Origin of the sequence: Agarivorans sp. TSD2052, from assembly GCF_023238625.1 — a bacterium.
Classification (GTDB): domain Bacteria; phylum Pseudomonadota; class Gammaproteobacteria; order Enterobacterales; family Celerinatantimonadaceae; genus Agarivorans.
Genome location: NZ_CP096670.1, coordinates 167,069 through 192,767 on the forward strand (window position 1 = coordinate 167,069; position 25,699 = coordinate 192,767).

Here is a 25,699-nt window from a genome sequence, read left to right on the forward strand (position 1 = left end):
GGCACTTTCACCGGGGATCATTATGTCTAGGTGATGTCAGATGAAAAGTATGATGCTTCGAGTGGCTTTATTTTTCGTTATCCTTCCGTTGACTGCATGTGGTAATTTTGCAGTGATTGATTTAGCTGATAGCAACGGTATTACTGATAGCGCCATTGAAAATTTTTGCAGTGATAATGGCTTGGTTCAGGATAAAAAGCCTTGGATACGAAGTTATAACCGCTGGGCTAACAGCCCTCGTAACGAGTTGTTGAGATCTTGGAGTGGTGAGTATGAGGGGGAGGCCGTCATGCTTGTCGAACTTAAGAGAGATGGGAAATATATCTTAGTTGTTGATGTCCAATATGCGCACGAGCGGCCAAATGAGGTCGCGAATCATATCGTAGGTCGGTTAAAGCAAGCGGGAGTTAAGTACGATATCGTGATTGAGTATAAGAGTTTTCTACGGCTGTCATAAATGAATTACCTAACAAGCGGTTGTTATCGCCCCGTTGGGGCTGGGACGGCCTTTCCGCTGCTTCGCAGCTCCAAGTCCGCCCCAAAACCGGGCGTTAACTCCGATCTAACCGTACTGAATCTAATCCGAACCACCGATATTTGAGCTAATAACGTAACACGCATTTGTCCAAAAATGAGTTAGCTCGGCTGTTCGTATCCGTCTATTACTCCAACCTCTACTTATTTGTCACGGGTGTCACGAAATATCGGGTGTAGTTTCAACGTAGCGGAAAGCATTTCAATGAAACTGAAACCTACACTATAGCTTGATCCTAGATAAAACCTTGCTTCATCGCTAATGCTGTATATACTAACAGTGTGCTGTATAAACTTACAGGTAGACTATGAAGCCCTTAACGCCCCGTCAGACCGAAGTGTTTGAACTTATTCAACGACATATATCAGATACAGGTATGCCGCCTACTCGTGCCGAGATAGCTAAAGAGCTGGGTTTTCGCTCGGCCAATGCTGCCGAAGAACACCTACGAGCCTTAGCGAAAAAAGGCGCAATTGAAATGATCCCTGGCGCCTCTCGTGGGATCCGCATTGCCGATGCCTATTTGTCTACACCGGCTGCTAATCAACAACCTGAAGAAGCGGGTTTACCGCTGATTGGGCAGGTTGCCGCTGGCGAGCCTATTTTGGCGCAAGAGCATGTAGAGTCTCACTATGCGGTTGATGCTAATTTATTTAAGCCGCACGCAGATTACTTGCTACGTGTGCAAGGGATGAGCATGAAAGACATTGGTATTATGGACGGCGACCTATTGGCGGTGCATAAAACCAGCGATGTTCACAATGGTCAAGTGGTGGTAGCCCGCTTGGAAGATGATGTCACGGTAAAACGTTTTGAGCGCGATGGCAAAATGGTTTATTTGCACCCTGAAAACCAAGAGCTCAGTACCATTGAGGTAGATTTAGAGTATCAGAGCATTGAAATTGAAGGCTTAGCAGTCGGCATTATTCGCACTGCCGATTGGATGTAAGCTTAAGTTTTACAATAGTTCCCGCATTTTAAAGCCCAAATCAATTTGATTTGGGCTTTTGTCGTTATCATCACATCTTTTATCTCTCGCAATAAAAAAATAAACATTTTATTTACAATTCCATAACTTAAAGGTTAATTTATAAGCAGTAGGTTGTGTTTAGCGGTTGCAACCTGTTGGTTCGGGGTGGGAGTTATCCCTTTATTCGCAGCCACTTCCTGATTTGGGAAGTTGTTGTCGTTGGCTACTAGCAAAGGAGAGCGCTGTGGGCCGATGGATACAGCTATTACTGCTGACATTCTTTACGTCGCAAGCATACGCGGAAGAAATGTCATTCAATTTACGTCCAGGTGTCACCTCAATAAGCGAGCAAGTCTATGGCTTGCACATGACAATTTTTTATATTTGTTGTGCAATTGGTGCTCTGGTGTTTGGCGCAATGTTTTGGGCCATTTTTCATCATAGAAAATCTAAAGGGGCCGTTCCGGCTCAGTTTCATGAAAGTACCAAAGTCGAGATTATTTGGACGGTCATCCCTTTCGTTATTTTGATTGGTATGGCGATCCCTGCGACTAAAACCTTACTCGCCATGGAAGATCCCTCCGATGCAGACCTAACGATTCAAGTTACCGGCTCGCAATGGAAGTGGCACTACAAGTACTTTGACCAAGAGTTAGAGTATTACAGTGTACTGGCATCTGATTGGGGCGAAGTGAACGGCAAGCTGAGCAAACGCGCTAATTATCTACTCGAGGTTGATCGGCCCTTAGTGTTGCCTGTGGGTAAGAAGGTTCGCTTCTTAATGACCTCTGAAGATGTTATTCACTCTTGGTGGGTGCCAGACTTTGCGGTTAAAAAAGATGCTAATCCAGGCTTTATTAACGAAGCGTGGACGATTATCGATAAACCGGGCATCTACCGCGGCCAATGTGCAGAGCTATGTGGTAAAGACCACGGCTTCATGCCCATTGTAGTGATAGCCAAACCGCAAGCAGAATACGATGCGTGGCTGGCTGAAGAAGAAGCCGCTTATCAAGCCAAACAGGCACAAGAGCTTGCATTAGTGGCGATGACCATGGAGCAAGACGAGTTGATGTCTCTGGGCGAAAAAGTTTATGAGAAAAGCTGTGCTGCTTGTCATCAGGTTAATGGTGAAGGTTTGCCGGGAGTATTCCCTGGGCTAAAAGCTAGCCCAATCGCCGTGGGCGACGTGAGCAAACACATTGATGTGGTGGTAAATGGTGTGCCGGGTACCGCGATGCAGGCCTTTGGTAAACAACTGGGCTTAAAAGAGTTGGCGGCGGTGATTACCTATGAGCGAAATGCTTGGGGTAATGATACGGGTGATCTAGTGCAGGCCAAGGATGTTGTGGCCGTGCAGAATGCAGCGCAGTAGGGAGAGTAATAATGAGCACGATTAGTGAGGTTCATGCAGAGCATGACGACCATCATCACGCCCCTCGCGGCTTAATGCGCTGGGTTTTAACCACTAACCACAAAGATATTGGCTCGATGTATCTTTGGTTCGCCTTTGCCATGTTTATTACTGGCGGCGCGATGGCGATGGTGATTCGGGCTGAGCTATTTCAGCCGGGGTTACAATTAGTTGAACCAAACTTCTTCAACCAAATGACTACCATGCACGGTTTAATTATGGTGTTTGGTGCAGTAATGCCAGCATTTACAGGTTTAGCGAACTGGCTGATACCTATGATGATTGGTGCGCCAGATATGGCATTACCCCGGATGAACAACTGGAGCTTTTGGATCTTACCGTTCGCCTTTACCATGTTGTTAGCGTCATTATTTATGGAAGGTGGCGGCCCTAACTTTGGTTGGACCTTCTACGCGCCGTTGTCTACTACCTACAGCCCTGATAGTACTGCTCTGTTTGTATTTTCGGTTCATATTATGGGGATTAGCTCGATTATGGGGGCGATCAACGTGATTGTTACCATTATGAACTTGCGCGCTCCGGGTATGACTTACATGAAGTTGCCGCTGTTTGTATGGACATGGTTTATTACCGCATTTTTGTTGATTGCGGTGATGCCTGTATTGGCAGGGGCGGTCACCATGGTATTGACCGATAAGTACTTTGGTACTTCCTTCTTCGATGCTGCTGGTGGCGGAGATCCGGTGTTGTTCCAACACATCTTTTGGTTCTTTGGTCACCCTGAAGTGTACATTATGATTTTGCCGTCGTTTGGTATTATCTCGGCGATTGTTCCTGCCTTCTCGCGTAAGAAGTTGTTTGGTTATTCGTCGATGGTTTACGCCACCGCGTCCATTGCCGGTTTAAGTTTTGTGGTATGGGCTCACCACATGTTTACCACGGGGATGCCGGTGCAAGCCGAGCTGTTCTTCATGTACGCCACCATGTTGATTTCGGTGCCTACAGGGGTAAAAGTCTTTAACTGGGTTGCCACAATGTGGAAAGGCTCAATTTCTTTTGAAACCCCCATGTTGTTTGCTATCGCCTTTATCGTGTTGTTTACCATTGGTGGTTTCTCGGGATTGATGCTGGCCATTACCCCGGTTGACTTCCAATACCACGATACCTATTTCGTGGTGGCGCACTTCCACTATGTTCTGGTTACTGGTGCCATATTCTCGATTATGGCCGCGGCCTATTACTGGCTACCTAAATGGACCGGTAAAATGTACGACGAAGGTTTAGGCCGTTTGCATTTTTGGTGCTCGCTGGTGTCGGTAAACGTGTTGTTCTTCCCAATGCACTTTTTAGGTCTAGGGGGCATGCCACGGCGAATACCTGACTACGCACTGCAGTTTGCTGACGTGAATGCGATTGTCAGTATTGGTGGCTTTGCCTTTGGTTTATCACAGTTTATTTTCTTATACATGGTGATTAAATGTATTCGTAGTGGTGAGCCTGCGCCAGCCAAACCTTGGGAAGGTGCAGAAGGGCTAGAGTGGGATAACTTACCCTCACCCGCGCCTTACCATAGCTTCACCACTCCACCGGAGATTAAGTAACATGCAAGGCCATCGCCGCTTAGTGGTGCGACTACTGATTGTAGTGGTTGCCATGTTCGGCTTTGGCTATGCCTTAGTACCTTTGTACGACGTATTTTGTAAAGTTACTGGTATTAATGGCAAAACGGCTAAGCAAGCTAGCGAAGTGAGCATGAGCACCGATGAACTGCGCACCGTGACCGTAGAATTTATCAGCTACGTACCGCAGGGGTTAAATTGGAAATTTGGCCCTAAAGTTAATCGGGTCAAAGTGCATCCCGGTGAAACGCTGCAAGTGGACTTTAGTGCCACTAATCAAACGGCTAAGCGCTCAACTGTGCAGGCGGTGCCGTCGGTTAGCCCCGGCTTGGCCGCTAATCATCTTAAAAAAGTCAGTTGTTTTTGTTTTGAACAGCAAACGCTGGCGCCTGGTCAGCAACAAGACATGCCGTTATTTTTCTACGTTGACCCGGAGTTACCCAAAGATATAAACACATTAACCTTAGCTTACACCTTATTTGCCGTAGAGGGCGTTGAGCTAAATGAATCGAAAACCGCACAAGCGAGTGCAGAGGGAGAGGTGAGCAATGACGCAGCCTTATGATAAGTATTATGTTCCTGCCCAAAGTGTTTGGCCGATTGTTGGCGCAGTAGGCCTATTTTTAATCGCAATGGGGGCAGGCTTTACCGTACAGCAGATGAACAGCGAACAAAGCTACGGAGTATGGATATTGTCCTGTGGCTTTGTGGTGATCATCACCATGATGTTTGGTTGGTTTGGCAATGTTATTCAAGAAAGCATGGACGGCTTGTACAGCGCGCAAATGGATCGTTCGTTTCGCCAAGGCATGAGCTGGTTTATTTTTTCTGAAGTGATGTTTTTTGGCGCCTTTTTTGGGGCCTTATTCTACGCCCGAATGATTGCGGTGCCATGGTTAGGGGGGGCCGGTAATAACGAAATGACCGGCGCGGTATTGTGGCCGGAATTTGAAGCCATATGGCCACTAATTCAAACCCCAGGTGGCACCACCACCGAAGCCATGGGCTGGTACGGCTTGCCTTTGTTGAATACGGTGATTCTGGTGATTTCTTCTATCACTTTGCACTTTGCTCACGTGAGTTTAGAAAAAGATAAACGCGGCCCGCTAAAACTGTGGTTAGCCATTACCTTGGTATTGGGTTTTGCCTTTTTGTTTTTTCAAGTTGAAGAATATGTTCATGCCTATCAAGAAATGAACCTACGACTCGACTCGGGCATTTATGGCAATACTTTCTTCTTGCTGACTGGCTTTCATGGTTTGCACGTGACCTTAGGCGCAATCATGTTAACAGTAATGTTCTTGCGCGTATTAAAGGGCCATTTTACCGGTAAGAGTCACTTTGCGTTTATGGCGTCGAGTTGGTACTGGCACTTTGTCGACGTAGTGTGGTTAACACTATTTATCTTTGTGTACGTGCTGTAAAGCGCTTTGGGTAAACACTAATAAGGACGGGGGTTGGGCTGAATTAAGCCCGTGGCTAGCGCCAGCAATACAATGGCGATAGCGATAACACTTAATATAAGGCGGCGGCCTAAATAATGGCTCATGGGTTTATCGCCGCCTTTTAGCATTACCCGTAGTGCAAACACCATATTAATAACCACAAACAGAATGAGTGCGGTGATTAGAAGTTTTATGACCATAACAAAGTTCTCTCTACAGGCTAATAAAAAAACAGCGTCTTACCGCATGCTGCTGTTTGTGTTGCTTATGTTTGCGCTGATAGTCTTGATGGTCAAGCTTTCATTATGGCAATGGCAACGGAGCGAGCAAAAACAACAGTTGTTAGACCAATATCAGCAGCAATCGTTAGTGCAAACCAGTTTGCCGCAAGCCCTAGAGCAAGGCCCCGTGCCCTTTCAGTTGGTACATGTTTCAGACATGCAGCGTTCAAATTACTCACTCTGGTTAGATAACCAAGTACAAGATGGCCAAGTAGGTTACGACGCGTATGTGGTTGGGCATACGCCGCAGGGCAATGTATTGGTGCGTTTAGCTTGGTATAAAGCGTCTTACGATAGAAGCCAATTACCGCTAACCGATGTGGCTCAAGCATTGCCTGAGCAATATCGCCTACGCCAAGTAAGTTTGCCCTTGGTACTAGATCAGCAGTATTGGTTAGAAGATTTACCGCAAGGCCTAAGGGTTCAGCAGCTCAATATTGAGGCGGTAGCCAAATATTGGCAAATAGACTTATTACCCTTTGTATTAGATAGCCAAATAGACCACTCGCCTAAGCAGTTGGTCTCTATATCGCCTGCAAAACACCTAGGCTATGCAGTGCAATGGTTGCTTATGGCCTTAGTTGCTGCAGGCTTAACGGGCTATTTTTACTGGCATAATCGAGACAAGGAAACGTCATGAAGAGTCATCAAAAAACCATGTTACTCGTGGCTTCGGTGTTTTTAGTGCCATTGCTACTGGCTTGGTTGGTATTAAATATGGGCTGGTTTGAGCGTGGTGTATTAAGCCATGGGCAATGGTTAGAGCCCCCCTTGCAGTTAGAAAACTACACCCCTGGAAAATGGTCGATTGCTCAAGTGGTGCATCAACAGTGTGAAGAGCAGTGTGCTGAGCAGTGGAGCAAGTTAGATAATGCCTGGTTAGCCTTAGGTATTGCTAAGCAAAAAACGCAACGGATGGCGCTTCTCAATGATGTTCAGCTAAGTGTTGAGCAATTAGCGACCATTGATGAAGGGGTTGCTCAGTTACGCCTTACCCAACGTAATCAGGCTTTGGCGGGTTATGATCAACAGTGGTTAGTGGTAGACCCCACCGGTTGGGTGATTCTGAGCTATCAACCTAGTTTGGGTGACGAGCAGGTTAAAGGCTTGATTACCGACCTAAAACGCTTAATTAAAAATTCTCGTTTTCAGTAGTTAGAGGGAGAGTTATGCAAAAAGGATTGATTGCCGCAATTTTACTCGCGGTGGTGGTGATTGGTTTAGGCGCATTTACCCGCTTAACCGATGCTGGATTAGGTTGCCCCGATTGGCCAGGTTGTTATGGCCGATTGGCGGTTCCGCAAACGGCGGAGCATATTGAGCATGCCGAAAACGCCTTCCCCGAGCGACCACTAGAAGCGCACAAAGCGTGGAACGAGATGATCCATCGTTATTTCGCCGGTAGTTTAGGTTTGCTGGTGGTGGGCTTAGCGGGCGTTGCCTTGTGGCGCAAACAACACCGATTTATTGCGGTGGCGTCGGTAGTGCTGATTGTTTTTCAAGCCCTGCTGGGAATGCTTACCGTTACGCTTGGCTTAATGCCCATTGTTGTAATGGGGCATTTGCTGGGAGGCTTTTCGATGCTTGCGCTATTGTTTACTTGGTTGCTGATAAGTCAGCGGCCGTTGGCAAAAAATGTTCGTTCTGGACGCTGGTTATGGTTAGGTTTGGCGATATTGGTGGTGCAAATTGCGTTAGGTGGTTGGACTTCGGCCAATTATTCAGCGATATCGTGCCAAGGCTTACCGCTATGTCATGAAGATTGGACCGCCAGTTATCAAGTGGATGCTTTTCACCCTTTACCTGAACGAAGCGGTGATAACTACGAGTTTGGGGTACTGAGTCACCAACAACGAATCACCGTGCATGTCACCCATAGAATTTGGGCCGGCGTAACGGCTTTTTACTTGTTAGTGTTGGCCTTGAGCCTTATTCAGCAGCGTCACAGTGACATTACTCGCGGGCGAGCCTCGCGCTTAATTTTTGTATTACTGATGCAGGTTGGTTTAGGTGTGGCTAACGTGCTTTGGCAGGTGCCGCTGGCGGTAGCGGTGGCACACAATTTAATGGCGGCGATGTTGCTGCTGTGTCTGATTAGTTTAGTGGTTGCGCATTATCAAAGCGCTACACTGAGTAGTAAGCGTGTATTGCAGAAGGAGAGGCATTATGGCGAAATCGAACGCGCTAACCCAGCCTAGGCAGTTAAACAAAGGGATCAATTGGCGAGCACTGTATAAGCTTACCAAACCTAAAGTGGTGGCACTGATAGTGCTCACCTCTATGGTAGGGGCTTGTTTAGCTACCTCAGGGCTTCCTCCTTGGCAGGCATTGCTGATAGGTAATCTGGGTATTGGCTTAATGGCGGGCGGGGCTGCGGCGTTTAATCACTACATTGATAGTGAAGCCGACGCGGCAATGGCGCGAACCCATAAGCGACCATTACCCACCGGCGCCATTGCCAGTTGGCAAGCACTTAGCTGGGCCTCGCTGTTATCAATAGTCGGTTTTGCCATGCTTTATTGGTGGGTTAATCCCTTAACGGCGTGGCTAACCGCGGCCAGTTTGGTGGGGTATGCCGTGGTATATACCTTGTGGTTAAAGCGCGCCACACCGCAAAACATTGTGATTGGCGGTTTAGCTGGCGCCATGCCGCCCTTATTAGGTTGGACAGCGGTAAACAACAGCGTGTCGGCCGAGCCATTGTTATTGGTGATGCTAATTTTTACGTGGACGCCTCCGCATTTTTGGGCGTTGGCTATCGCCCGTCGTGATGACTACGCCAAAGTGAATATTCCGATGTTGCCGGTCACTCACGGCATTCCATTTACTAAAATCTTAACCCTACTGTATAGCTTTTTGTTGTTTGCCGTGTGTTGGTTGCCGTTTTTAGTCGGCATGAGCGGCTTACTCTATTTGGCTGCCAGTTGTGTGCTTAACTTGCGCTTTATTTATTTGGCGTGGCGTTTATACAAAGGGGACAACCAGCGAGATGCAATGCGACTATTTGGTTATTCGATCGTTTACTTGATGTTGTTGTTTGTGGCCTTGTTGGCCGACCATTGGTTGTTTGCAATGCTGTGATACCCACCCGTCACTAGCCGAACACTGCTGTTCGGCTAGTGTTATTTTTCTCGCTTTATCGTCATCGGTGTATTCTTTATCAGCGTCTAACCATTTAACGGTTGCCGCTGTTATCGCCAGCTCTTAAACTCTGCTTATTGCCCCTCGTTTAAGCCTATATGCATTCTTCTCGTTTTTCGGCTATTGCCGCTATCGCTATTCCGATGATTTTGTCGAATATTACGATTCCATTACTGGGCTTAGTGGATACCGCGGTGATCGGTCATTTAGACCACTCATACTATTTGGCTGGGGTGGCGCTGGGTTCGATGATGATCACGCTGGTGTTTTGGCTATGTGGCTTTTTGCGTATGTCTACCACCGGGCTTGCGGCTCAAGCGTCGGGTGCGAACGATCGACGTCAGCTTATTCATCTAGGGATTAACTCAGGGCTTATCGCGCTTAGCTTAGGTTTAACGCTGTTGTTGTTACAAACTCCCATTTTAGATTTAGGGATGCGCTTAGCTGGTGGCAGTGAGCAGGTACAATTTTACGCTAGAGAATACTTCGCTACGCGGATTTGGGGGGCGCCAGCAGCCCTGCTTAATATGGTATTACTGGGGTGGTTGCTGGGCATGCAAAACGCACGCGCGCCGATGCTATTGGTAATGCTAACCAACAGCTTGAATATTGCCTTAGATGTACTGTTAGTGGTTGGTTTTGACATGAACGTGTTTGGCGCGGCCTTAGCCACGGTCATCTCTGATTATCTTGGCTTAGCCGTTGGCTTGTATCTGTGTCGGCAGCAATTTTTGCGTCGCTTTGAGGGTTTACCTGATTGGGCTGAGTGTTTTAGCGGGTTTAACCGTTTGCAATTAGGTGGCTTGTTTAGACTAAATAGAGACATATTTGTTCGTTCACTGGCTTTACAGGCTTGCTTTGCTTTTATCACTTTTCAGGGCTCGCGCCTTGGTGACAATATTGTGGCAGCCAATGCGGTATTACTAAACTTTTTGATGTTTGTGTCTTTTGGTTTAGACGGCTTAGCCTATGCTGTTGAAGCGCTGGCGGGCAAGGCCAAAGGCCAACAAGATCGGCAGCAATTTGTGTCGGTGATAAACCGGTGTTTGTTGCTAGCCTTGTTTGCTGGCATTGGGTTTAGTGGCTTATTTGCCGTGTTTGGCGAGGCCTTGGTGGCCCTATTAACCGACATTGCCGACATCAGAACAACGGCCAACCAATATCTGCCTTGGATGGTTTTACTGCCGCTGGTGGCGGTATGGTGTTTTATCTTAGACGGCGTGTTTATTGCCACTGCCGAAGGCCGAATCATGCGAAATTCAATGTTACTGGCCAGTGTCGCGGTATTTTTTCCGCTTTGGTGGCTAAGCCAAGCCTGGGGCAATCATGCTTTATGGTTTGCCATGAGTGGCTTTATGGCGGCAAGAGGGCTGAGTTTAGGGTATATCTATTATCGCGCCCTCATTCAGCATCGCTGGTTTAAGGCGCCATAAATAGTCATATTGAGAGTAGCAAGGCTATTATACTGCGTCGATATAGCCTAGTTGGCGCCACGCTTCGTAAGCAAATACTGATACCGCATTAGACAAATTCATGCTGCGGCTATCGGCCAGCATGGGGATCCGTAAACGAAACTCACTGCTTATTTGCAATAATACTTCGTCGGGTAGCCCGCGAGTTTCAGGACCAAACATCAAGTAATCACCCGCTTCAAAGCTAAAGTCACTATGAAAACCGCTGCCTTTGGTGGTGCAGGCTAATAAGCGCTTGGGTTGCTCATTATCTAGAAAGGCTTGGTAATTAGCATGGCGCTTAACCTCAGCAAACTCGTGATAGTCTAGCCCGGCGCGTTTTACTTTCTTATCGTCCCAAGCAAAACCTAAGGGTTCGATTAAATGCAGGTTACAGCCGCTGTTCGCCGCTAAACGGATAATTGCGCCGGTATTTTGTGGTATTTCTGGCTCATATAGCACAATGTTAATCATGGTTAGTCCAAGTCGCTGCAAAAGCGCTATTGTAGTGGTAAGCGCAGGTTAACTTCTAGCCCTTTGCTCAATTGATTCAGTTCGCTGTGACGATTTTTGGCGCTGATCTCGCCGCCGTGTTGGCGAATGGCTGATTCAGCGATAGCTAAACCCAAGCCCACACCGCCGCTGTCTCGGTCGCGCGCTTCGCCACTACGATAAAAAGGGCGGAAGATATTGCTGAGCTCACTGTCGTCAAGCCCCGGCCCGTCATCACGCACCGTAATCAATAACTGCTGCTGTTCAATGGTGGCGCTTAGCGAGACCGTTTTACTGGCGTATTTCAATGCATTGCGACAAATGTTTTCGATAGCCGAACTGAGCAACTGCGGGTAACACACCAGTGTTGTTTCTTCTGGAAAACGGGCTGAGAACTGCTTATGTAGTTGCTCTGCTTCAAACTCACAGTCATTGACTAAGTCATTCATTACATCGCTTAACGCTATTGATTGTTGCTTAGCGTTTACCTGCATGCGAGATAATGACAATAAAGCATTGATCATCTCTGCGAGGCGTTGAGATTCGCGCTCGATGCGTTCCATTTCAGGGGTGCTGGTTTGGCGCTTTTTACTGATGGCTAAGGCCATGTTTAAGCGAGTTAAGGGCGAGCGCAGCTCATGCGATATGTCGCTCAATAAGCGCTGTTGGTTACTAATGGCTTGATTAAGGGTATCGACCATACGCTGTAAGCTGTCGGATAGTTGGCCAATCTCGTCACCGCGCGATATCTCAGGTAATGGAGTATCTAGCTGTCCTAATGATACTTTGTTGGCCGCCGCTTGAAGCCGCTTTAAAGGATTAACGATATGCCTTGTTAGCAGAAAACACAGCGCTAAACTCAAGGCGATAGCCACCATGGAGAGAAACCACGGGGATACCCCAAAGTGGCGTAAGGCATTCATTTGTTCTGGGTTGCTGCGTCGCTCAACATATAACAAATAGTTTTTGTCATTCAGGGTAACAGCCTGTGGTCCCATTAAGATATGTTGCTTGTCTAAGGTGACTCTAGGGTTGCTGAGTGCATCATGGTTAGCGATAAAACGGCGCATACTGCGACTCACTTGGGGTTGATTAACCACCACGCCTTCTGCGTCCACTAAGAAGGGCTTGCCAAACCGTGCTTTGAAGTGTGAATCTTGCCTTGGTTGTAGCGCTTTTTGTGGGCTTCTTTCAATGCGTTTTGAGAATTCGGCTAAGCTCTTGGTGGCCCAGCTCGGCGCAGGAAAGTTATCGGTACTGAGCATTTGCGACAGGTTAATGGATACAAATGCCGTCACCAGCAAAATCATCCAAAACGAGACAAATATTTTTACAAATAAGTTGTTTATGAAACGTTTCATGCTTACCACTCTAGCCACATGTAGCCTTTACCCCGAACCGTTTTAATTCTGGGTAGCTGGTCTTTTCTAGCCGGGATCTTCTTTCTTAAATTACTAATGTGCATATCTAAGCTGCGGTCAAAAGCTTGTAGGCGTTTGCCTAGCACCTTTTTATTTAAATCGTGTTTATCTAACAATTGCCCGGGATGCTCAAGCAGCTGTTGAAGTAGTAATAGCTCAGTACTGGTGAGGTCCAGCTCTTGTTCATCGCAGTGAGCTTGTTGTTTAGCGATAGACAAGCTTAAGTCTTGGTGGCAAATAAGCTCTGTATGATTGTCTGTGGCTACCGGCACTTGGGTGCGACGCAAAATGGCGCGAATTCTTGCCAATAACTCGCGTTCGCTAAATGGCTTGGCAAGGTAGTCATCGGCTCCCAGCTCTAAACCTAGTACTCGGTCTATTTCATCGCCTTTTGCGGTTAGCATTAATACTGGCTGCTGGTTGTTCTTACGTAGGTCTTTTAATACTTCAAAGCCATTTTTTCCGGGCATCATTACATCTAGTAATACTAAATCGTAAGACTGCTGCTGCAGCTGCGCTAAGCCGCTGATACCGTCATTTCTAATGTCACAAGCAAAGCCCTCAAGTTCTAATAATTCACCGAGTAATTCAGTTAACTCTTTATCGTCGTCTATTAATAGCAGCTTCACTAATGATTCTCTTTGATTTGACTGGTAGTTAAATTGTACAAAACTTAATGAGCTTTGTAGGGTTTATTTGGCGCTTTTACATTGCTTTACACTTTGCTGGCATTTGTTTGCATTGCCATATGTACACTTAATAGGACTTAACAAACCCGAGGAATACATCATGAAAAAATTACTAGTAACAGCACTTGTAGGTGCGTTAGTTGTGGCCCCTGTTGCTTTCGCTGCTAAAGGTGAAAAACAAGGCGGTAAACAAGATCAGCGCGCTGAAATGCATATGATGAAACAGTTAGACTTAAGTGCAGAGCAAAAACAGCAAGTGAAAGCAATTATGCAAGCGCAGAAGAAGCAACAGCCAAATACTGAACAGCGCGCAATGATGCATGAGCAGCGCATGGCTATTATCACTTCAGCGACGTTCGATAAAGACGCGGCCCAAACACTGATTACTCAGCAGCAAGCAATGAAACAAAGCCGCATGCTAGATAAGTTAGAAGCTCAGCATCAGGTATATCAATTATTAACGCCTGAACAGCAGACAAAATACCAAGAGTTGGTGAACCAAAAAATGGAAAAACACCAGCAGCGTATGGAGAAGGGCGGCAAAAAAGGTCAAACTTCAAACTAACTAAACGTTATACTTTAGCAAACACCTCGCTGAAGTATTAACGTGGAACCGCAAAGTTATAAACGCTTAGTCACTTTAGCTACATGGGTTGCCACCTGTGTAGCGGTGGCTTTATTGGTGATTAAAAGCGCTGCATTTTTTTATACTGGCGCGGTCAGTATATTAGCCTCTCTGATTGATTCGCTAATGGATATTGGCATGTCGTTAGTCAATCTACTGGCGATCCGCTACGCCTTACAACCCCCTGATAAAGAACATCGTTTTGGTCACGGCAAAGCCGAGCACTTAGCGGGGGTGGCCCAAGCGGCCTTTATCACCGGTTCGGCATGCATGCTGTTATATGGCGGCGCCACCGAACTGCTTCACCCTAAAGCCCTAGAGCATAGCCAGTTGGGTATTATTGTGATGATAATATCGACTGTAATCACCATCGCTTTGGTGTTGTTTCAGCGATATGTGGTCGCTAAAACCAACAACAGTGTGATTAAAGCCGACTCGATGCATTACGCCATGGATATTTACATGAACGCGGCGGTGTTGATTGCTTTGCTACTTAGCCAGTATGGCTGGTATTGGGCCGATGGCTTGTTTGCTATCTTGATTGCGCTTTACATTTGTTATGGCGCTTATGGAATAGCCAAAGACTCAGTACAGAATCTACTAGACAGAGAACTGCCAGAATCCTTCCAGTTACAGGTATATAATACCGCGTTGTCGGTGCCCGATGTTTTAGGTGCTCACGATATTAGAACTCGTCAGTCAGGGCAGACAAAATTTATTCAGCTTCATTTAGAACTAGATGATAAACTTAGTCTTTATCAGGCGCATATCATTGCTGATAAGGTTGAGGATGCAATGATTGAACAATGGCCTGAAGCCGATGTATTGATCCACCAAGACCCTCAGTCGGTGGTTCCGCTAGAAAAGAAATTAGAGCTCGAGTAAGGTGAAAGTGTGGCAAAGGAAAAGTTAAAGGACTATCAAATCAAACAAACGTTAGCGGAAACCGTGTGGCTACAAGTACGCGATGAAGCACACCGTATGGCTGAAGATGAACCGATGCTATCGAGCTTTTTCTATTCAACGATTTTGAATCACCATACTCTTGCCTCGGCCTTGAGTTTTCAGTTGGCCAGTAAATTAGATAGCTCAACGGTTCAGGCCATCTTGTTGCGCGAGTTTATCGAAGAAGCCTTAATTGCTGACCCTTGCATATTGGAAGCGGTAGCCGCCGACATTGTGGCGGTAAAAGATCGAGATCCAGCGGTGAAATATTACGCTATTCCTTTGTTATATTTAAAAGGCTTTCATGCCCTGCAAGGTTACCGAGTGGCTAACTGGTTGTGGCATCAGGGGCGTTTGGCTTTAGCACGCTATATTCAGAACCAAATATCTGCCGTTTTCTCGGTGGATATACACCCAGCTGCAACCATTGGTAAAGGCATTATGCTCGATCACGCCACTGGAATTGTGGTGGGTGAAACAGCAGTGATTGAGAATGATGTCTCTATTTTACAATCGGTGACGCTAGGCGGTACCGGTAAAGATCGTGGTGACCGTCACCCTAAAATTCGTCAAGGGGTACTGATTGGTGCAGGGGCAAAAATTTTAGGTAATATCGAAGTGGGGCGTGGCGCTAAAGTGGGCGCGGGCAGTGTGGTACTTGAAAATGTACCGGCCCACACCACCGTTGCAGGCGTGCCCGCAAAAGTAGTGGGTACGCCAAGTTGCGATATGCCGGCTATCGACATGGGACAAAATATTTAGGCCTATTCTTTAAGTGCCTCGATGAACGCAAATCGTGGCACTTGCTCTCCGTTCACATTCACCGTTTCAAAAAACATCTCATAGGGCCTTACCCACAGTTTGCCTTCCCCATAAAGTGGGCGGTACAGTACTAGTAACTCTTCGGTTTCAGAGTGAATAACGGTATCAATAACGTGGTAATCAGCACCTTTGTAATGCTGGTAACGGCCTTTCTTTAATTTCATGACTATAAATTCGACAACTAGTTAGGTAAATACTGTTCTACCCTTGTTGGCTAAAGATGACAAGAGTATGCTGCTTTAAAGCCGTTCTTATCAATACGTGGGCGCCAATTAGGGTTCATTTATACATGACGCTAGCTTGGCAAAGAAATGCTTAAGCGAAGCTCGACACAGTTAATGGGAGTAATGTAGATGTCTTTTGATGTTTTAGAAAAATTAGAAGCGAAAGTTCAAGTAGCAGTAGATAGCATTGAGCTTTTACGTATGGAAATTGATGAACTGAAAGAACAAAACAGCCAGCTAAGTGATGAAAATGGCCGTTTATTACAAGAGCAGCAATCTTGGCAGGAACGTCTAAAAGCCTTATTAGGCCGTATTGAAGACGTTCACGCCGAGTAGGTGTAAATGCTTACCTTGAGCCTTTACTCGATGTCGAGGGGCTCAGGTGACAAGATTACCCCTGTGGTATCTGCGTAGATGTGATCTTCTGGAAGGAAGGTCACTCCACCAAAGTTTACCGGGATATTTACATCGCCAATTTCTTCGTTGACGTCAGCGCCAACCGGAATAGAAGCCAAGGCTTGAATGCCGATATCTAAATCTTCCAAGGCGTCTACATCACGTACGCAACCATAAACAATAATACCGTCCCACTCATTTTCAGCGGCTGTTTCGGCAATGTTTATATCGACCAGGGCACGGCGTAGCGAACCACCACCATCAATCAGTAATACTCGACCAGTTCCCGACTCTTGTACCACTTGTGAGATTACCCCTGCGTGTTCAAAGCACTTAACCGTAGTGATTTCTCCCCCAAAAGAGTTTCTGCCACCGAAGCTGGCAAACATGGGTTCTACAACGTCAACCGTATCTGCGTATAGGTCACAAAGTTCTGAGGTATTATATTCCATGGTTTGGATCCTGATTTTGGCCGAGTTAGCGCTACCAGTATAAACGCTAAGTGGCGGTTTTCAATTAAGAAATGAGATCTATTCAGGAATGCCCAAGGGCAAAGGTATAGCGAGAGAGAAGGTGGAACGAATAAAGCCGCCTTAGCGGCGGCTTTATTGTACTTACAGACTGAAGCAGCGTTGCAGTGCTTACAGAATAAAGCGGCTTAGATCTTCGTCGGCCACTAAATCATCTAGCGAGTTATTTACATAGTCAGCGTCAATAGTGATTTGTTGGCCTGCACTATCCGATGCTACAAAGCTTAACTCTTCCATCAGCTTTTCCATCACTGTGTGTAAGCGACGCGCACCAATGTTTTCGGTACGTTCATTTACTTGCCAAGCGGCATCAGCAATGCGGCGAATGCCGTCTTCGGTGAACTCGATGTTCAAACCTTCTGTGGCCATTAAGGCTTTATATTGCTCGGTTAATGAGGCGTTTGGCTCGGTTAAAATTCTGACAAAATCTTCAGCGGTTAAAGCATCTAAGCTTACTCGAATCGGTAATCGGCCTTGTAGCTCAGGAATAAGGTCTGAAGGCTTCGCCACTTGAAACGCCCCTGAAGCAATAAACAAGATGTGGTCAGTTTTTACCATGCCGTGCTTAGTACTAACGGTTGAGCCTTCTACTAAGGGTAGTAGGTCGCGCTGTACGCCTTCACGGCTAACATCTGGACCTGAGGTGTCACCACGTTTACAAATTTTGTCTATTTCATCTAAGAATACAATGCCGTTATTTTCTACCGCGTGAAGGGCTTTTTCTTTTAGCTCTTCAGGGTTAACCATTTTAGCGGCTTCTTCTTCGATCAATAACTTGAAGGCTTCTTTGATTTTTACCTTACGCTTTTTGCTGTCTTTATTACCCGATAGGTTTTGGAACATGCCTTGTAATTGATTGGTCATCTCTTCCATACCTGGAGGCGCCATGATTTCTACGCCAACTTGGGGTTGGGCAACATCAATTTCAATTTCTTTATCATCTAGCTGGCCTTCGCGTAGCTTTTTGCGAAATGCTTGGCGAGTAGAGTTATCTTCTTTTTTCTCATCGTGGCCAAAGCTGTCTTTCGCGGGGGGGAGCAAGGCGTCTAAAATGCGGTCTTCAGCTTGGTCTTCGGCGCGAAAACGAAACTTTTCAGTTTCTTGTTCACGCGTTAACTTAAACGCGACATCGGCGAGGTCACGAATAATGGTTTCAACTTCTTTACCTACATAACCTACTTCAGTAAATTTGGTCGCTTCCACTTTGATAAACGGTGCATGAGCAAGCTTAGCTAAACGGCGAGCAATCTCAGTTTTACCGACACCCGTTGGGCCAATCATCAAGATATTTTTAGGGGTCACTTCTTGACGTAATTCATCGCCTAACTGCATACGGCGCCAGCGGTTACGTAAGGCGATGGCTACTGCACGTTTAGCATCGGCTTGGCCGATAATGTGGTTGTCTAATTCTGAGACGATTTCTCTTGGGGTCATTTCCGACATAATTTCTTCCTGCAAAGCCTTAAGCTTTAGCGTCTAATTCTTCAATAGTATGGTTTAGGTTAGTAAACACACAAATATTGCCTGCGATGGTTAGGCTTTTTTCGGCAATTTCACGAGCACCTAAATCGGTGTTCTCAAGCAAAGCGAGCGCTGCTGATTGAGCAAACGGGCCACCTGAACCAATGGCGATTAAGTCGTTTTCTGGCTGAACCACATCACCGTTACCGGTAATGATTAATGATGCTTCGCTGTCGGCCACTGCCAGTAAGGCCTCTAATTTGCGCAACATGCGATCGGTTCGCCAATCTTTGGCCAGTTCTACAGCGGCCTTGGTGAGATGGCCTTGGTGCATTTCAAGCTTAGCTTCAAAACGCTCGAATAGCGTGAAGGCATCGGCTGTACCACCGGCGAAACCCGCTAATACTTGACCGTGATACAAGCGACGGACTTTTTTAGCGTTACCTTTCATTACTGTGTTGCCAAGTGATACTTGGCCATCACCAGCGATGATCACTTTGCCGTTGCGGCGGACGGAGACGATAGTAGTCACGTTATTTCCTCATTTAATTTGGCTTACTCTAAGAGTTAGCTTTGTTATAAAAATGAGATGGGGGAGCTTTAGACTATTTTCAAGGTTTGAGCGGATTTAGTTGTCTTGCAGTTTGTCTAACAATTGTTGTTGCTGTTGGATATCAAGCGAGGAAAATTGTTTTAGTAGCATCCTCAATAACTTTGATTTTGGGAGTGTATGTTGAGTTGATGCTTGCTGCAGCTGAACAATCGCAAGATTATCAAAGGTAAAGGTGCAGTGACGAAAATTGGGGTGTGCTTTTTTGGGCGGCTTTGCTTCGGCTTTTAGTGTGGCGACACTGGGTTTGCCTTGGGCATAGTTCTCAGCATCGTTGATGAAATCATCGACTGATATTTTTTTACGCTTGTTACGAGACAGCGATTGTTTTTTTAAATCAGTTAAACTCATGAGAGTCTTCTTGTTGAATAGCTAGCATCTCGGTAACAATGGCTTTTATTTCGGCTGCCGCCTTACCATCTTGCTCGATTTCTATCACTGAGCGCCCACTCTCTTCGCTATCATCGTAGATATTTCGCGTGAAGGTGACCGAATCAAGCACGTCTAAGCCAAAGGACCGGCAAACATCTTTAGCATCTAAAATTCGTTTGGCTTGGCTGGGTAGGGCTGGGCACTGGGTGATAACAAAATTGGCCACCATTTTGGGGTTAACCATTTTGCAGGTACTTAACATGTCTTCCATGTGAGGCAAGGTTTTTAAGTCTCGTCGCTTGGGCCGAAGGGGTATAAGCACGTATTTGGCGACCGACATAGCCGCGCGCATCGCTAGGTTATCTTGTCCGCCACAGTCAACAATCACGAAATCATAAGCGCTTTCTAGGCTTAGTAAGTCTTTTCGAATTTTACCGTACAGTTGAATGCAGTTAATACTGGGGAGAGATTCATCTTCGTTACGCGCCTGGATCCAATCTGAGGTGGTGCGCTGTGGATCACAATCAACCATCAAGATATTAGCGTCAAGATCGGTTTTAAGGTGTACGGCGATATTTTGGGCCAAGCAGCTTTTACCGCTACCACCTTTTTCCCCACCTACTAATATCAACATGGCCTTCTCCTTACTAAATATTTCCTTGCTACCAATCTTGTCTGTTGGTAGTGATTTAATAAGTATAAGACAAAGTACTAAGTTTGCTTACTTAGATGTACTTTTTATAGCAATAACAGAAACATATGGTAAGTAGAAAAGTTTTTACGATGGCAGCGCGCTACTTTGGCTTGCATCTCTTTTGCTTCAGAATGCTCAGAGGTGAATAATACCGTTAGCTTGGTACCTATCTGTAGATCGTCACTATGCAAAATCAACATGCCGCGGCGCGAAATGTCGATGCAGGTAGCCTCTAATTGCTGGGCGTCACCGTTGCTATCCATCCATTTTAGCAGTACGGGTTCGTTTTCTAAGTCGAGTCGCATAGATCGGCGTCGTTCTAGTTGCTCTAGATCGGTGTTTTCCATTACTTCGCGTTCCTGTCCGAGTAGCGGTCAATGAGCTAAATAGTCCTGCCGCATATTTTAGTTGTACCTAACATACTAGCCTAGCTACATTTTTATAACATATTTGAGAACAAGTTCAAATAAGTAATATTTTTAATCGTTTAGCGTTGTATTTTTTGAAAATTATGACTAATTACATGTGTTTTTTATCAACATCATCGACTTTAACGAGGCGGTATTGAGCTTTTCGAGAGTGCCAGAGGGTAAATGCTGAGGGCAGATTGCTGGTGATGATAAAGGGGTTATTAATTACGCCAAACTAAGTGAGTTTGGCGTAATTAATCATTAATGGCTTAAAAGTTCCAATGCCAAATTTGGCAGCCGTTAATTTTGGCTCGTTGCAAAATGTGCCTATCACGCTCTGCGTCACGTTTGGTTGGATAGGGCCCTAGCACCACGCGATACCAAGCGCCATTTTTTCCGTCGGTACGGCGAATTTGGCTCTCTAAACCAGCAAAAGCAATTAAGGCTTTACTCTCTTCTGCTTTATCGCGGCTACGGAAAGACGCACACTGCATTTGATAGGGTTTGGCTGGCTTGCTGGGTTTGGCGGCCAGTTCTACTTCTACCTGTTTTTGTTCTAACTCTTTGACGTAAGGTCGCTCTTTAGGCAGGTCAGGCAATACCGCTGCCGGTTTAGCGGGTTTAGTCGGTTTGACTATTTCACTTAACTCTGGCGCCGGTGTCGGGGCCGTGCCTTTAATGTTAAATAGCAATACCGAAAACCCAGCAATCGCCAGCAACACGGTAATTGCTAGGGCAAAAGGGAAGCGTTTTTGGTTGCTCACCGCGCGGCTAGATTTAGCCGCCGGTTTTTTCTTAGGCTTGCTACGGCCTACATAGTCTTTAGCCATGCTTACATGCGTTCCAGGGTCTCAATTCCTAATAATGAGAGCCCTTGATCAAGTACCTTGGCAGTTAACGCTGCTAAACGTAAGCGGCTGTGTTTTACCTCGGTCTCAACATCGTCTTTAAGGATTGGGCAGGCTTCGTAAAGGGTCATAAATGCACCGGCTAGCTCGTAAAGGTAGTTACACATCATGTGTGGCATTCCTTTGTTGGCTACGTTATGCACCGCGTCGCTAAACTGAATTAACTTTTGCGCTAAGGCAATTTCAGCATCTTGGTCAAGGCTAACCGCTTGTTGCAAGTTGGCTACGTCAATTTCTGAGCGGCGAATGATTGATTGGATACGGGTATAAGCGTACTGCAGGTACGGAGCCGTGTTGCCGTTAAAGGCCAACATGTTTTCCCAATCAAAGATGTAATCGGTGGTGCGGTTTTTAGATAGATCGGCGTATTTTACTGCGCCCATAGCGATAGCTTTTGCTGCTTGTACTTGTTGCTCGGCATCTAAATCGCGAGATTTTTCGGCCACCAAGGTTTGCGCGCGTTGCTCCGCTTCTTCTAGTAAATCAACTAATTTAACCGTGCCGCCACTGCGGGTTTTAAATGGACGACCATCTTTACCCAACATCATGCCAAAAGCATGGTGCTCTAGCGGTACGTCTTCAGGCACGTAACCGGCTTTGCGAACAATATTCCATGCTTGCATTAAATGCTGGTGCTGGCGCGAGTCAATGAAGTACAACACGCGATCGGCATGCAGTGTTTGATAGCGGTATTTGGCACAGGCAATATCGGTAGTGGTATACAGGAAGCCACCATCTTTTTTCTGAATGATAACTCCCATAGGGTCACCATCTTTATTCTTGTATTCATCAAGGAATACTACCGTGGCGCCGTTATCTTCAACCGCTAAACCTTGTTGTTTAAGATCGTTGACCACGTCATGTAGCATGTTGTTATACATGCTCTCACCCATCACATCATTTTTAGTGAGTGATACATTTAGGCGATCGTATACGGCTTGGTTGTGGCTAAGAGTAATGTCGACCAATTTGCGCCACATTGTGTTGCAGTATTCATCGCCACTTTGTAGCTTAACCACGTAGTTACGGGCGCGTTCGGCAAATACTTCATCGCTGTCGTAACGGGCTTTAGATTCACGGTAAAACACTTCTAAGTCGGCCAGTTCAATGTCACCGGCATCGGTACCACGGGCTTCTACTTCTTCTAAGTTGGCAATTAACATACCGAACTGCGTTCCCCAATCACCAATGTGATTAGCGCGAACGACTTTGTGACCTAAAAATTCGAGCGTACGCACTACCGCGTCACCAATAATGGTTGAGCGCAGGTGACCTACATGCATTTCTTTGGCTACGTTAGGGGCTGAATAATCCACCACAATGGTTTGGGCTTTTTCAACAGGCTTAACGTTGGCCGTAGCAGAGGTTGCCATGGCTTCGATTTGCGCGGCTAACCAATCGTTATTTAGGTAGAAGTTAATAAATCCAGGGCCAGCAATATTGGTTTTTTCTACCAAGCTTGATGCCGGTAGGTTATCAACAATTAGCTGGGCTAACTCTCGTGGATTTTTGCCTGCAGGTTTGGCAGCCATTAAGGCTAAATTGGTCGCCAAGTCGCCGTGAGCTTTATCTTTGGTTCGGTCTACTTGGATACGTGGTTCGAATCCTTCAGGAAGCACCTGTTGTTGTTTCAGGGCTGTGACCGTTTGTTCCAGAAGTTGTTGAATAAGCTCTTTCATGTAGGCTGACACCAATCTCGCGTAAATAGAATATACAAAGCGGGCATTTTACCGACAATTTGCCGTGAAAACTATCTCTTATCTAGGCTAATTCTGCTTACTTCGCCTCACCGGCTCAAATCGCCTGAAGTCAATGCTGGAGCTTGTTGGCTGAAAGCCGCCGATTGCCGATTTAAAACTACACGGCTTATTGCATGTCGTAAGGGTCTATATCTAAAGACCAGCGCACTTTTCTGCTCAGTTTTAGGCTTTCTAATTGCGGCAGTAATTGATGAACCAGTTGATGCAAGTTAGGGCGATGCTCAGCTTGAATCAGCAGCTGCATTCTATATTTTCCGGCACGGCGCGCCTGCGGGGCAGGCATCGGTGGAAATACCCAAGTGTTGCCTTGTTGTAGCGGCTGGGCTATTTGATAAAGCTGCTGGCTAAGCTCGGTGACTGCATTGCCGTCGATGGCTTCAAAGCGAAACAGCGCCTGAAAACTAAAGGGCGGTAACTCGGTGTCTTTGCGTTCAGTTAACGCAAAGCGAGCAAAATGTTGGTAGCCATTGTTGATTAAATCTTGCAGCAGCTCGTGTTCTGGGTGGTGCGATTGTAACAATACCTTGCCTAGCAGGTTGGCGCGGCCAGCACGCCCGGCCACTTGCACGTAAAGCTGAGCTAAACGCTCGGGCGCACGAAAATCAGAACAGAACAGGGCATGGTCAATATCCAATAATGCCACCAAGGTAACATTGGGGAAGTGGTGGCCTTTGGCTAGCATTTGCGTACCAATTAAGATCTGATATTGATTAGCGTGAATGTCATTGAGTAGCTGCTCTAAGCTGCCCTTACGGCGAGTGCTGTCACGATCAATGCGGGCCACCTTGTATTCAGGAAAAATGTCTAACAGGGCTTCTTGTAGCTGCTCGGTGCCTAAACCGGTAGTGACCAAGTTGGTAGAACCACACTGAGTACACTGATGGGGCACCGCTCGTTGGCTACCGCAGTGGTGGCAAGCAAGGTGCCTTGGTTGTTGGTGATAGGTAAAATAGGCCTCGCAGCGTTCACATTCACACACATGGCCACATTCGTGACATAACAGTGCTGGCGCGTAACCACGGCGGTTAAGAAACAGCATCACTTGGCGGCCAGCTTTTAGCTCTATGCGCATGGCTTTAATTAAGGCCGGAGATAAGCCCGAAGACAAAGGTTGCTGGCGAATGTCGAGCAGTTGTTGCTCGGCTAAAGAGGCACTGCCAGCCCGCTGTTTTAGCTCAAGGTGAGAGTAACGCCCCGATAGCGCATTATGTAAACTCTCTAAAGAAGGGGTCGCCGAGCCCAACACTATAGGGATTTTTTCTAAGCGAGCCCGCACAATGGCCAAGTCGCGAGCATGATAACGAAAGCTGTCTTGTTGCTTAAATGAGCTGTCGTGTTCTTCGTCGATAATAATCACCCCAGGCCTTGCCATTGGCGTAAATACCGCCGAGCGTGTACCAATAATAATGCCCGCCTCGCCTTGCTTGGCTTTTATCCATGCATTGAGGCGCTCGCTATCATTTAAGCCTGAGTGAATGGCATACACCGGTACATTGAAACGCTCGGCAAATCGGGCTAGCGTTTGTGGGGTTAAGCCTATTTCAGGTACCAGTACTAAGGCCTGCTGCCCTTTTGCCAGCACTTCGGCTATTACGTTGAGGTAGACTTCGGTTTTACCCGAGCCTGTAATGCCTTCAATAAGAAAAGCCTGAAAGCTCGACAAGCTTTGGTTAATGGCGGCGACGGCAATAGCTTGCTCTGCGTTGAGGTTTAGCGGCTGGGTTTTTTTTGTGTCTTGTTGAGTCCAATCTTCAACCTTGGGGGCTACTTCAAGCTTCGTAATAAAGCCTTTTTCTTGTAAGGCTTTTAAGGCAGGGCGAGAAAAGTCACTTTTTTTACACTGTTCATCACTAAGCTGATAATTAGCCTGTTGCTGCAACGCGCCAATAATCACCCCTTGTTTGGGGGCGCGACTAAAACGGGTTAGCTCAGCTTGTTGGCCTTGCTCGCTAAGTTGCCACGCCACCACGGTTTTAGGCTTAGCGGGGTCACCTTTGCGTAATAAGCTAGGAAGCGCTTGGTTTAATACATCGCCTAAGCTGTGGTGATAGTAAGAACTGGCCCAATTAAGTAGCTTAAACAAGCTCTCTGGTAATAAGGCTTGGTTATCTAAGGTTTCGCTGAAAGGCTTAAGCTTATCTAAAGCTATGTCGCTTTCATCGGGGTGCTCAACCACTAAACCTACTTTTTCACCTTTGCCAAACGGTACCTTAACCCGGCTGCCAATTACCGGCATAGGGCTGTTGTCAGGCACGCTGTAATCAAATAGGCGACGCAGGGGTATAGCTAAAGCAACACGAACGATAGACACTAATTAGTAAACTCAAGGAAAAACCTAACTCATTCTACTGGTAGAGTGCGCTGTGGGGCAAATTAAGCCCTTGTTGTTTTTTTATTCGCTTATTGCCTCAGGGTACTTGCTAAGCTAGGTGGCTTCTTATATGATCCGCCACCTAAAATTTATAGGCTCTGATAGAGTTGCTTTCGTATGGTGTTTGGTGTCAATTGTGACGACCAGATGGC

The 25,699-nt window shown here is 46.4% G+C and carries 29 protein-coding genes; 15 read left to right on the top strand and 14 right to left on the bottom strand.

Features of this window, described 5'->3' with window-relative positions; genetic code table 11:
• The first annotated feature begins 40 nt into the window (after window positions 1–40).
• The 6 genes from M0C34_RS00805 to M0C34_RS00830 all read left to right on the top strand — a co-directional run bounded on the left by M0C34_RS00805 (window position 41) and on the right by M0C34_RS00830 (window position 5,923).
• Entirely contained in the window at window positions 41–457 is a 417-nt protein-coding gene (locus tag M0C34_RS00805; protein ID WP_248713774.1) for a hypothetical protein, read from the top strand.
• Window positions 458–842: 385 nt separating this feature from the next.
• On the top strand, window positions 843–1,484 hold the full coding sequence (gene lexA / locus M0C34_RS00810) for a transcriptional repressor LexA (RefSeq protein ID WP_248713775.1): 642 nt from the start codon (window positions 843–845) through the stop codon (window positions 1,482–1,484).
• Window positions 1,485–1,812: 328 nt separating this feature from the next.
• Window positions 1,813–2,880 (top strand): cytochrome c oxidase subunit II, encoded by a 1,068-nt coding sequence (gene coxB / locus M0C34_RS00815; protein ID WP_248715570.1) that lies wholly within the window; start codon window positions 1,813–1,815, stop codon window positions 2,878–2,880.
• An 11-nt stretch (window positions 2,881–2,891) separates the two neighbouring features.
• Window positions 2,892–4,481, top strand: a complete 1,590-nt coding sequence (gene ctaD, locus M0C34_RS00820) for a cytochrome c oxidase subunit I (protein WP_248713776.1) — start codon at window positions 2,892–2,894, stop codon at window positions 4,479–4,481.
• A gap of 1 nt (window position 4,482) precedes the next feature.
• Complete coding sequence (locus tag M0C34_RS00825) at window positions 4,483–5,064, top strand: cytochrome c oxidase assembly protein (RefSeq protein ID WP_248713777.1); 582 nt, start codon at window positions 4,483–4,485, stop codon at window positions 5,062–5,064.
• Entirely contained in the window at window positions 5,048–5,923 is an 876-nt protein-coding gene (locus tag M0C34_RS00830) for a cytochrome c oxidase subunit 3 (protein WP_248713778.1), read from the top strand. Before M0C34_RS00825 ends, M0C34_RS00830 begins: the two co-directional genes overlap by 17 nt.
• A gap of 17 nt (window positions 5,924–5,940) precedes the next feature.
• Here the strand turns inward: M0C34_RS00830 and M0C34_RS00835 are convergent, their stop codons facing one another.
• On the bottom strand, window positions 5,941–6,144 hold the full coding sequence (locus M0C34_RS00835; protein ID WP_248713779.1) for a DUF2909 domain-containing protein: 204 nt from the start codon (window positions 6,142–6,144) through the stop codon (window positions 5,941–5,943).
• Here M0C34_RS00835 and M0C34_RS00840 point away from each other — a divergent pair.
• The 5 genes from M0C34_RS00840 (at window position 6,137) to dinF (ending at window position 10,799) form a co-directional block, all read left to right on the top strand.
• Window positions 6,137–6,865 (top strand): SURF1 family protein, encoded by a 729-nt coding sequence (locus M0C34_RS00840; protein ID WP_248713780.1) that lies wholly within the window; start codon window positions 6,137–6,139, stop codon window positions 6,863–6,865. The two genes, M0C34_RS00835 and M0C34_RS00840, sit on opposite strands and share 8 nt — an antisense overlap.
• Window positions 6,862–7,380: a hypothetical protein gene (locus M0C34_RS00845; protein WP_248713781.1), complete on the top strand. Its 519-nt coding sequence runs from the start codon at window positions 6,862–6,864 to the stop codon at window positions 7,378–7,380. The genes M0C34_RS00840 and M0C34_RS00845 overlap by 4 nt, the downstream gene beginning before the upstream one ends.
• 14 nt (window positions 7,381–7,394) lie before the next feature.
• Entirely contained in the window at window positions 7,395–8,423 is a 1,029-nt protein-coding gene (locus M0C34_RS00850; protein WP_248713782.1) for a COX15/CtaA family protein, read from the top strand.
• Window positions 8,392–9,306 carry a heme o synthase gene (cyoE, locus tag M0C34_RS00855; protein WP_248713783.1) on the top strand — a complete coding sequence of 305 codons (915 nt, stop codon included), beginning with the start codon at window positions 8,392–8,394 and terminating at the stop codon, window positions 9,304–9,306. The genes M0C34_RS00850 and cyoE overlap by 32 nt, the downstream gene beginning before the upstream one ends.
• 158 nt (window positions 9,307–9,464) lie before the next feature.
• Window positions 9,465–10,799 carry an MATE family efflux transporter DinF gene (gene dinF, locus M0C34_RS00860; RefSeq protein WP_248713784.1) on the top strand — a complete coding sequence of 445 codons (1,335 nt, stop codon included), beginning with the start codon at window positions 9,465–9,467 and terminating at the stop codon, window positions 10,797–10,799.
• Between the two features lie 27 nt (window positions 10,800–10,826).
• Here the strand turns inward: dinF and trmL are convergent, their stop codons facing one another.
• The 3 genes from trmL to M0C34_RS00875 are packed head-to-tail and all read right to left on the bottom strand — an operon-like array spanning window position 10,827 to window position 13,359.
• On the bottom strand, window positions 10,827–11,291 hold the full coding sequence (gene trmL / locus M0C34_RS00865) for a tRNA (uridine(34)/cytosine(34)/5-carboxymethylaminomethyluridine(34)-2'-O)-methyltransferase TrmL (RefSeq protein ID WP_248713785.1): 465 nt from the start codon (window positions 11,289–11,291) through the stop codon (window positions 10,827–10,829).
• Between the two features lie 26 nt (window positions 11,292–11,317).
• Window positions 11,318–12,670 carry an ATP-binding protein gene (locus tag M0C34_RS00870; protein ID WP_248713786.1) on the bottom strand — a complete coding sequence of 451 codons (1,353 nt, stop codon included), beginning with the start codon at window positions 12,668–12,670 and terminating at the stop codon, window positions 11,318–11,320.
• Window positions 12,671–12,672: 2 nt separating this feature from the next.
• Entirely contained in the window at window positions 12,673–13,359 is a 687-nt protein-coding gene (locus tag M0C34_RS00875) for a response regulator (protein WP_248713787.1), read from the bottom strand.
• 160 nt (window positions 13,360–13,519) lie between these two features.
• Between M0C34_RS00875 and M0C34_RS00880 the strand changes: the two genes are divergently transcribed.
• The 3 genes from M0C34_RS00880 to cysE are packed head-to-tail and all read left to right on the top strand — an operon-like array spanning window position 13,520 to window position 15,751.
• Window positions 13,520–13,984 (top strand): Spy/CpxP family protein refolding chaperone, encoded by a 465-nt coding sequence (locus tag M0C34_RS00880; RefSeq protein ID WP_248713788.1) that lies wholly within the window; start codon window positions 13,520–13,522, stop codon window positions 13,982–13,984.
• A gap of 42 nt (window positions 13,985–14,026) precedes the next feature.
• Entirely contained in the window at window positions 14,027–14,929 is a 903-nt protein-coding gene (locus M0C34_RS00885; RefSeq protein ID WP_248713789.1) for a cation diffusion facilitator family transporter, read from the top strand.
• 9 nt (window positions 14,930–14,938) lie between these two features.
• Window positions 14,939–15,751 carry a serine O-acetyltransferase gene (cysE, locus tag M0C34_RS00890; RefSeq protein WP_455905857.1) on the top strand — a complete coding sequence of 271 codons (813 nt, stop codon included), beginning with the start codon at window positions 14,939–14,941 and terminating at the stop codon, window positions 15,749–15,751.
• Between the two features lie 2 nt (window positions 15,752–15,753).
• On the opposite strand, the gene M0C34_RS00895 is transcribed toward cysE, so the two are convergent.
• Window positions 15,754–15,975, bottom strand: a complete 222-nt coding sequence (locus M0C34_RS00895) for a DUF1653 domain-containing protein (RefSeq protein WP_248713790.1) — start codon at window positions 15,973–15,975, stop codon at window positions 15,754–15,756.
• A gap of 189 nt (window positions 15,976–16,164) precedes the next feature.
• Here M0C34_RS00895 and M0C34_RS00900 point away from each other — a divergent pair, with 189 nt between their 5' ends.
• Window positions 16,165–16,371 carry a cell division protein ZapB gene (locus M0C34_RS00900; RefSeq protein WP_248713791.1) on the top strand — a complete coding sequence of 69 codons (207 nt, stop codon included), beginning with the start codon at window positions 16,165–16,167 and terminating at the stop codon, window positions 16,369–16,371.
• A 23-nt stretch (window positions 16,372–16,394) separates the two neighbouring features.
• Here the strand turns inward: M0C34_RS00900 and rraA are convergent, their stop codons facing one another.
• The 9 genes from rraA to priA form a co-directional block, all read right to left on the bottom strand.
• Entirely contained in the window at window positions 16,395–16,883 is a 489-nt protein-coding gene (gene rraA / locus M0C34_RS00905; RefSeq protein ID WP_248713792.1) for a ribonuclease E activity regulator RraA, read from the bottom strand.
• Window positions 16,884–17,072: 189 nt separating this feature from the next.
• Window positions 17,073–18,404, bottom strand: coding sequence for an HslU--HslV peptidase ATPase subunit (hslU, locus tag M0C34_RS00910; RefSeq protein ID WP_248713793.1), 1,332 nt, complete (start codon window positions 18,402–18,404; stop codon window positions 17,073–17,075).
• A 19-nt stretch (window positions 18,405–18,423) separates the two neighbouring features.
• Window positions 18,424–18,954 carry an ATP-dependent protease subunit HslV gene (gene hslV, locus M0C34_RS00915; RefSeq protein ID WP_248713794.1) on the bottom strand — a complete coding sequence of 177 codons (531 nt, stop codon included), beginning with the start codon at window positions 18,952–18,954 and terminating at the stop codon, window positions 18,424–18,426.
• A gap of 96 nt (window positions 18,955–19,050) precedes the next feature.
• On the bottom strand, window positions 19,051–19,383 hold the full coding sequence (locus M0C34_RS00920; RefSeq protein WP_248713795.1) for a replication protein RepA: 333 nt from the start codon (window positions 19,381–19,383) through the stop codon (window positions 19,051–19,053).
• Window positions 19,370–20,038: an AAA family ATPase gene (locus M0C34_RS00925; protein WP_248713796.1), complete on the bottom strand. Its 669-nt coding sequence runs from the start codon at window positions 20,036–20,038 to the stop codon at window positions 19,370–19,372. The genes M0C34_RS00920 and M0C34_RS00925 overlap by 14 nt, the downstream gene beginning before the upstream one ends.
• 104 nt (window positions 20,039–20,142) lie before the next feature.
• A complete protein-coding gene (locus M0C34_RS00930; RefSeq protein WP_248713797.1) occupies window positions 20,143–20,445 on the bottom strand; it encodes a PilZ domain-containing protein in 303 nt (100 codons plus the stop codon).
• A gap of 332 nt (window positions 20,446–20,777) precedes the next feature.
• Window positions 20,778–21,338, bottom strand: a complete 561-nt coding sequence (locus M0C34_RS00935) for an SPOR domain-containing protein (RefSeq protein ID WP_248713798.1) — start codon at window positions 21,336–21,338, stop codon at window positions 20,778–20,780.
• Between the two features lie 2 nt (window positions 21,339–21,340).
• Window positions 21,341–23,095 carry an arginine--tRNA ligase gene (gene argS / locus M0C34_RS00940; RefSeq protein ID WP_248713799.1) on the bottom strand — a complete coding sequence of 585 codons (1,755 nt, stop codon included), beginning with the start codon at window positions 23,093–23,095 and terminating at the stop codon, window positions 21,341–21,343.
• 187 nt (window positions 23,096–23,282) lie between these two features.
• Window positions 23,283–25,487 (bottom strand): primosomal protein N', encoded by a 2,205-nt coding sequence (priA, locus tag M0C34_RS00945; protein ID WP_248713800.1) that lies wholly within the window; start codon window positions 25,485–25,487, stop codon window positions 23,283–23,285.
• Window positions 25,488–25,699 lie beyond the last annotated feature (212 nt).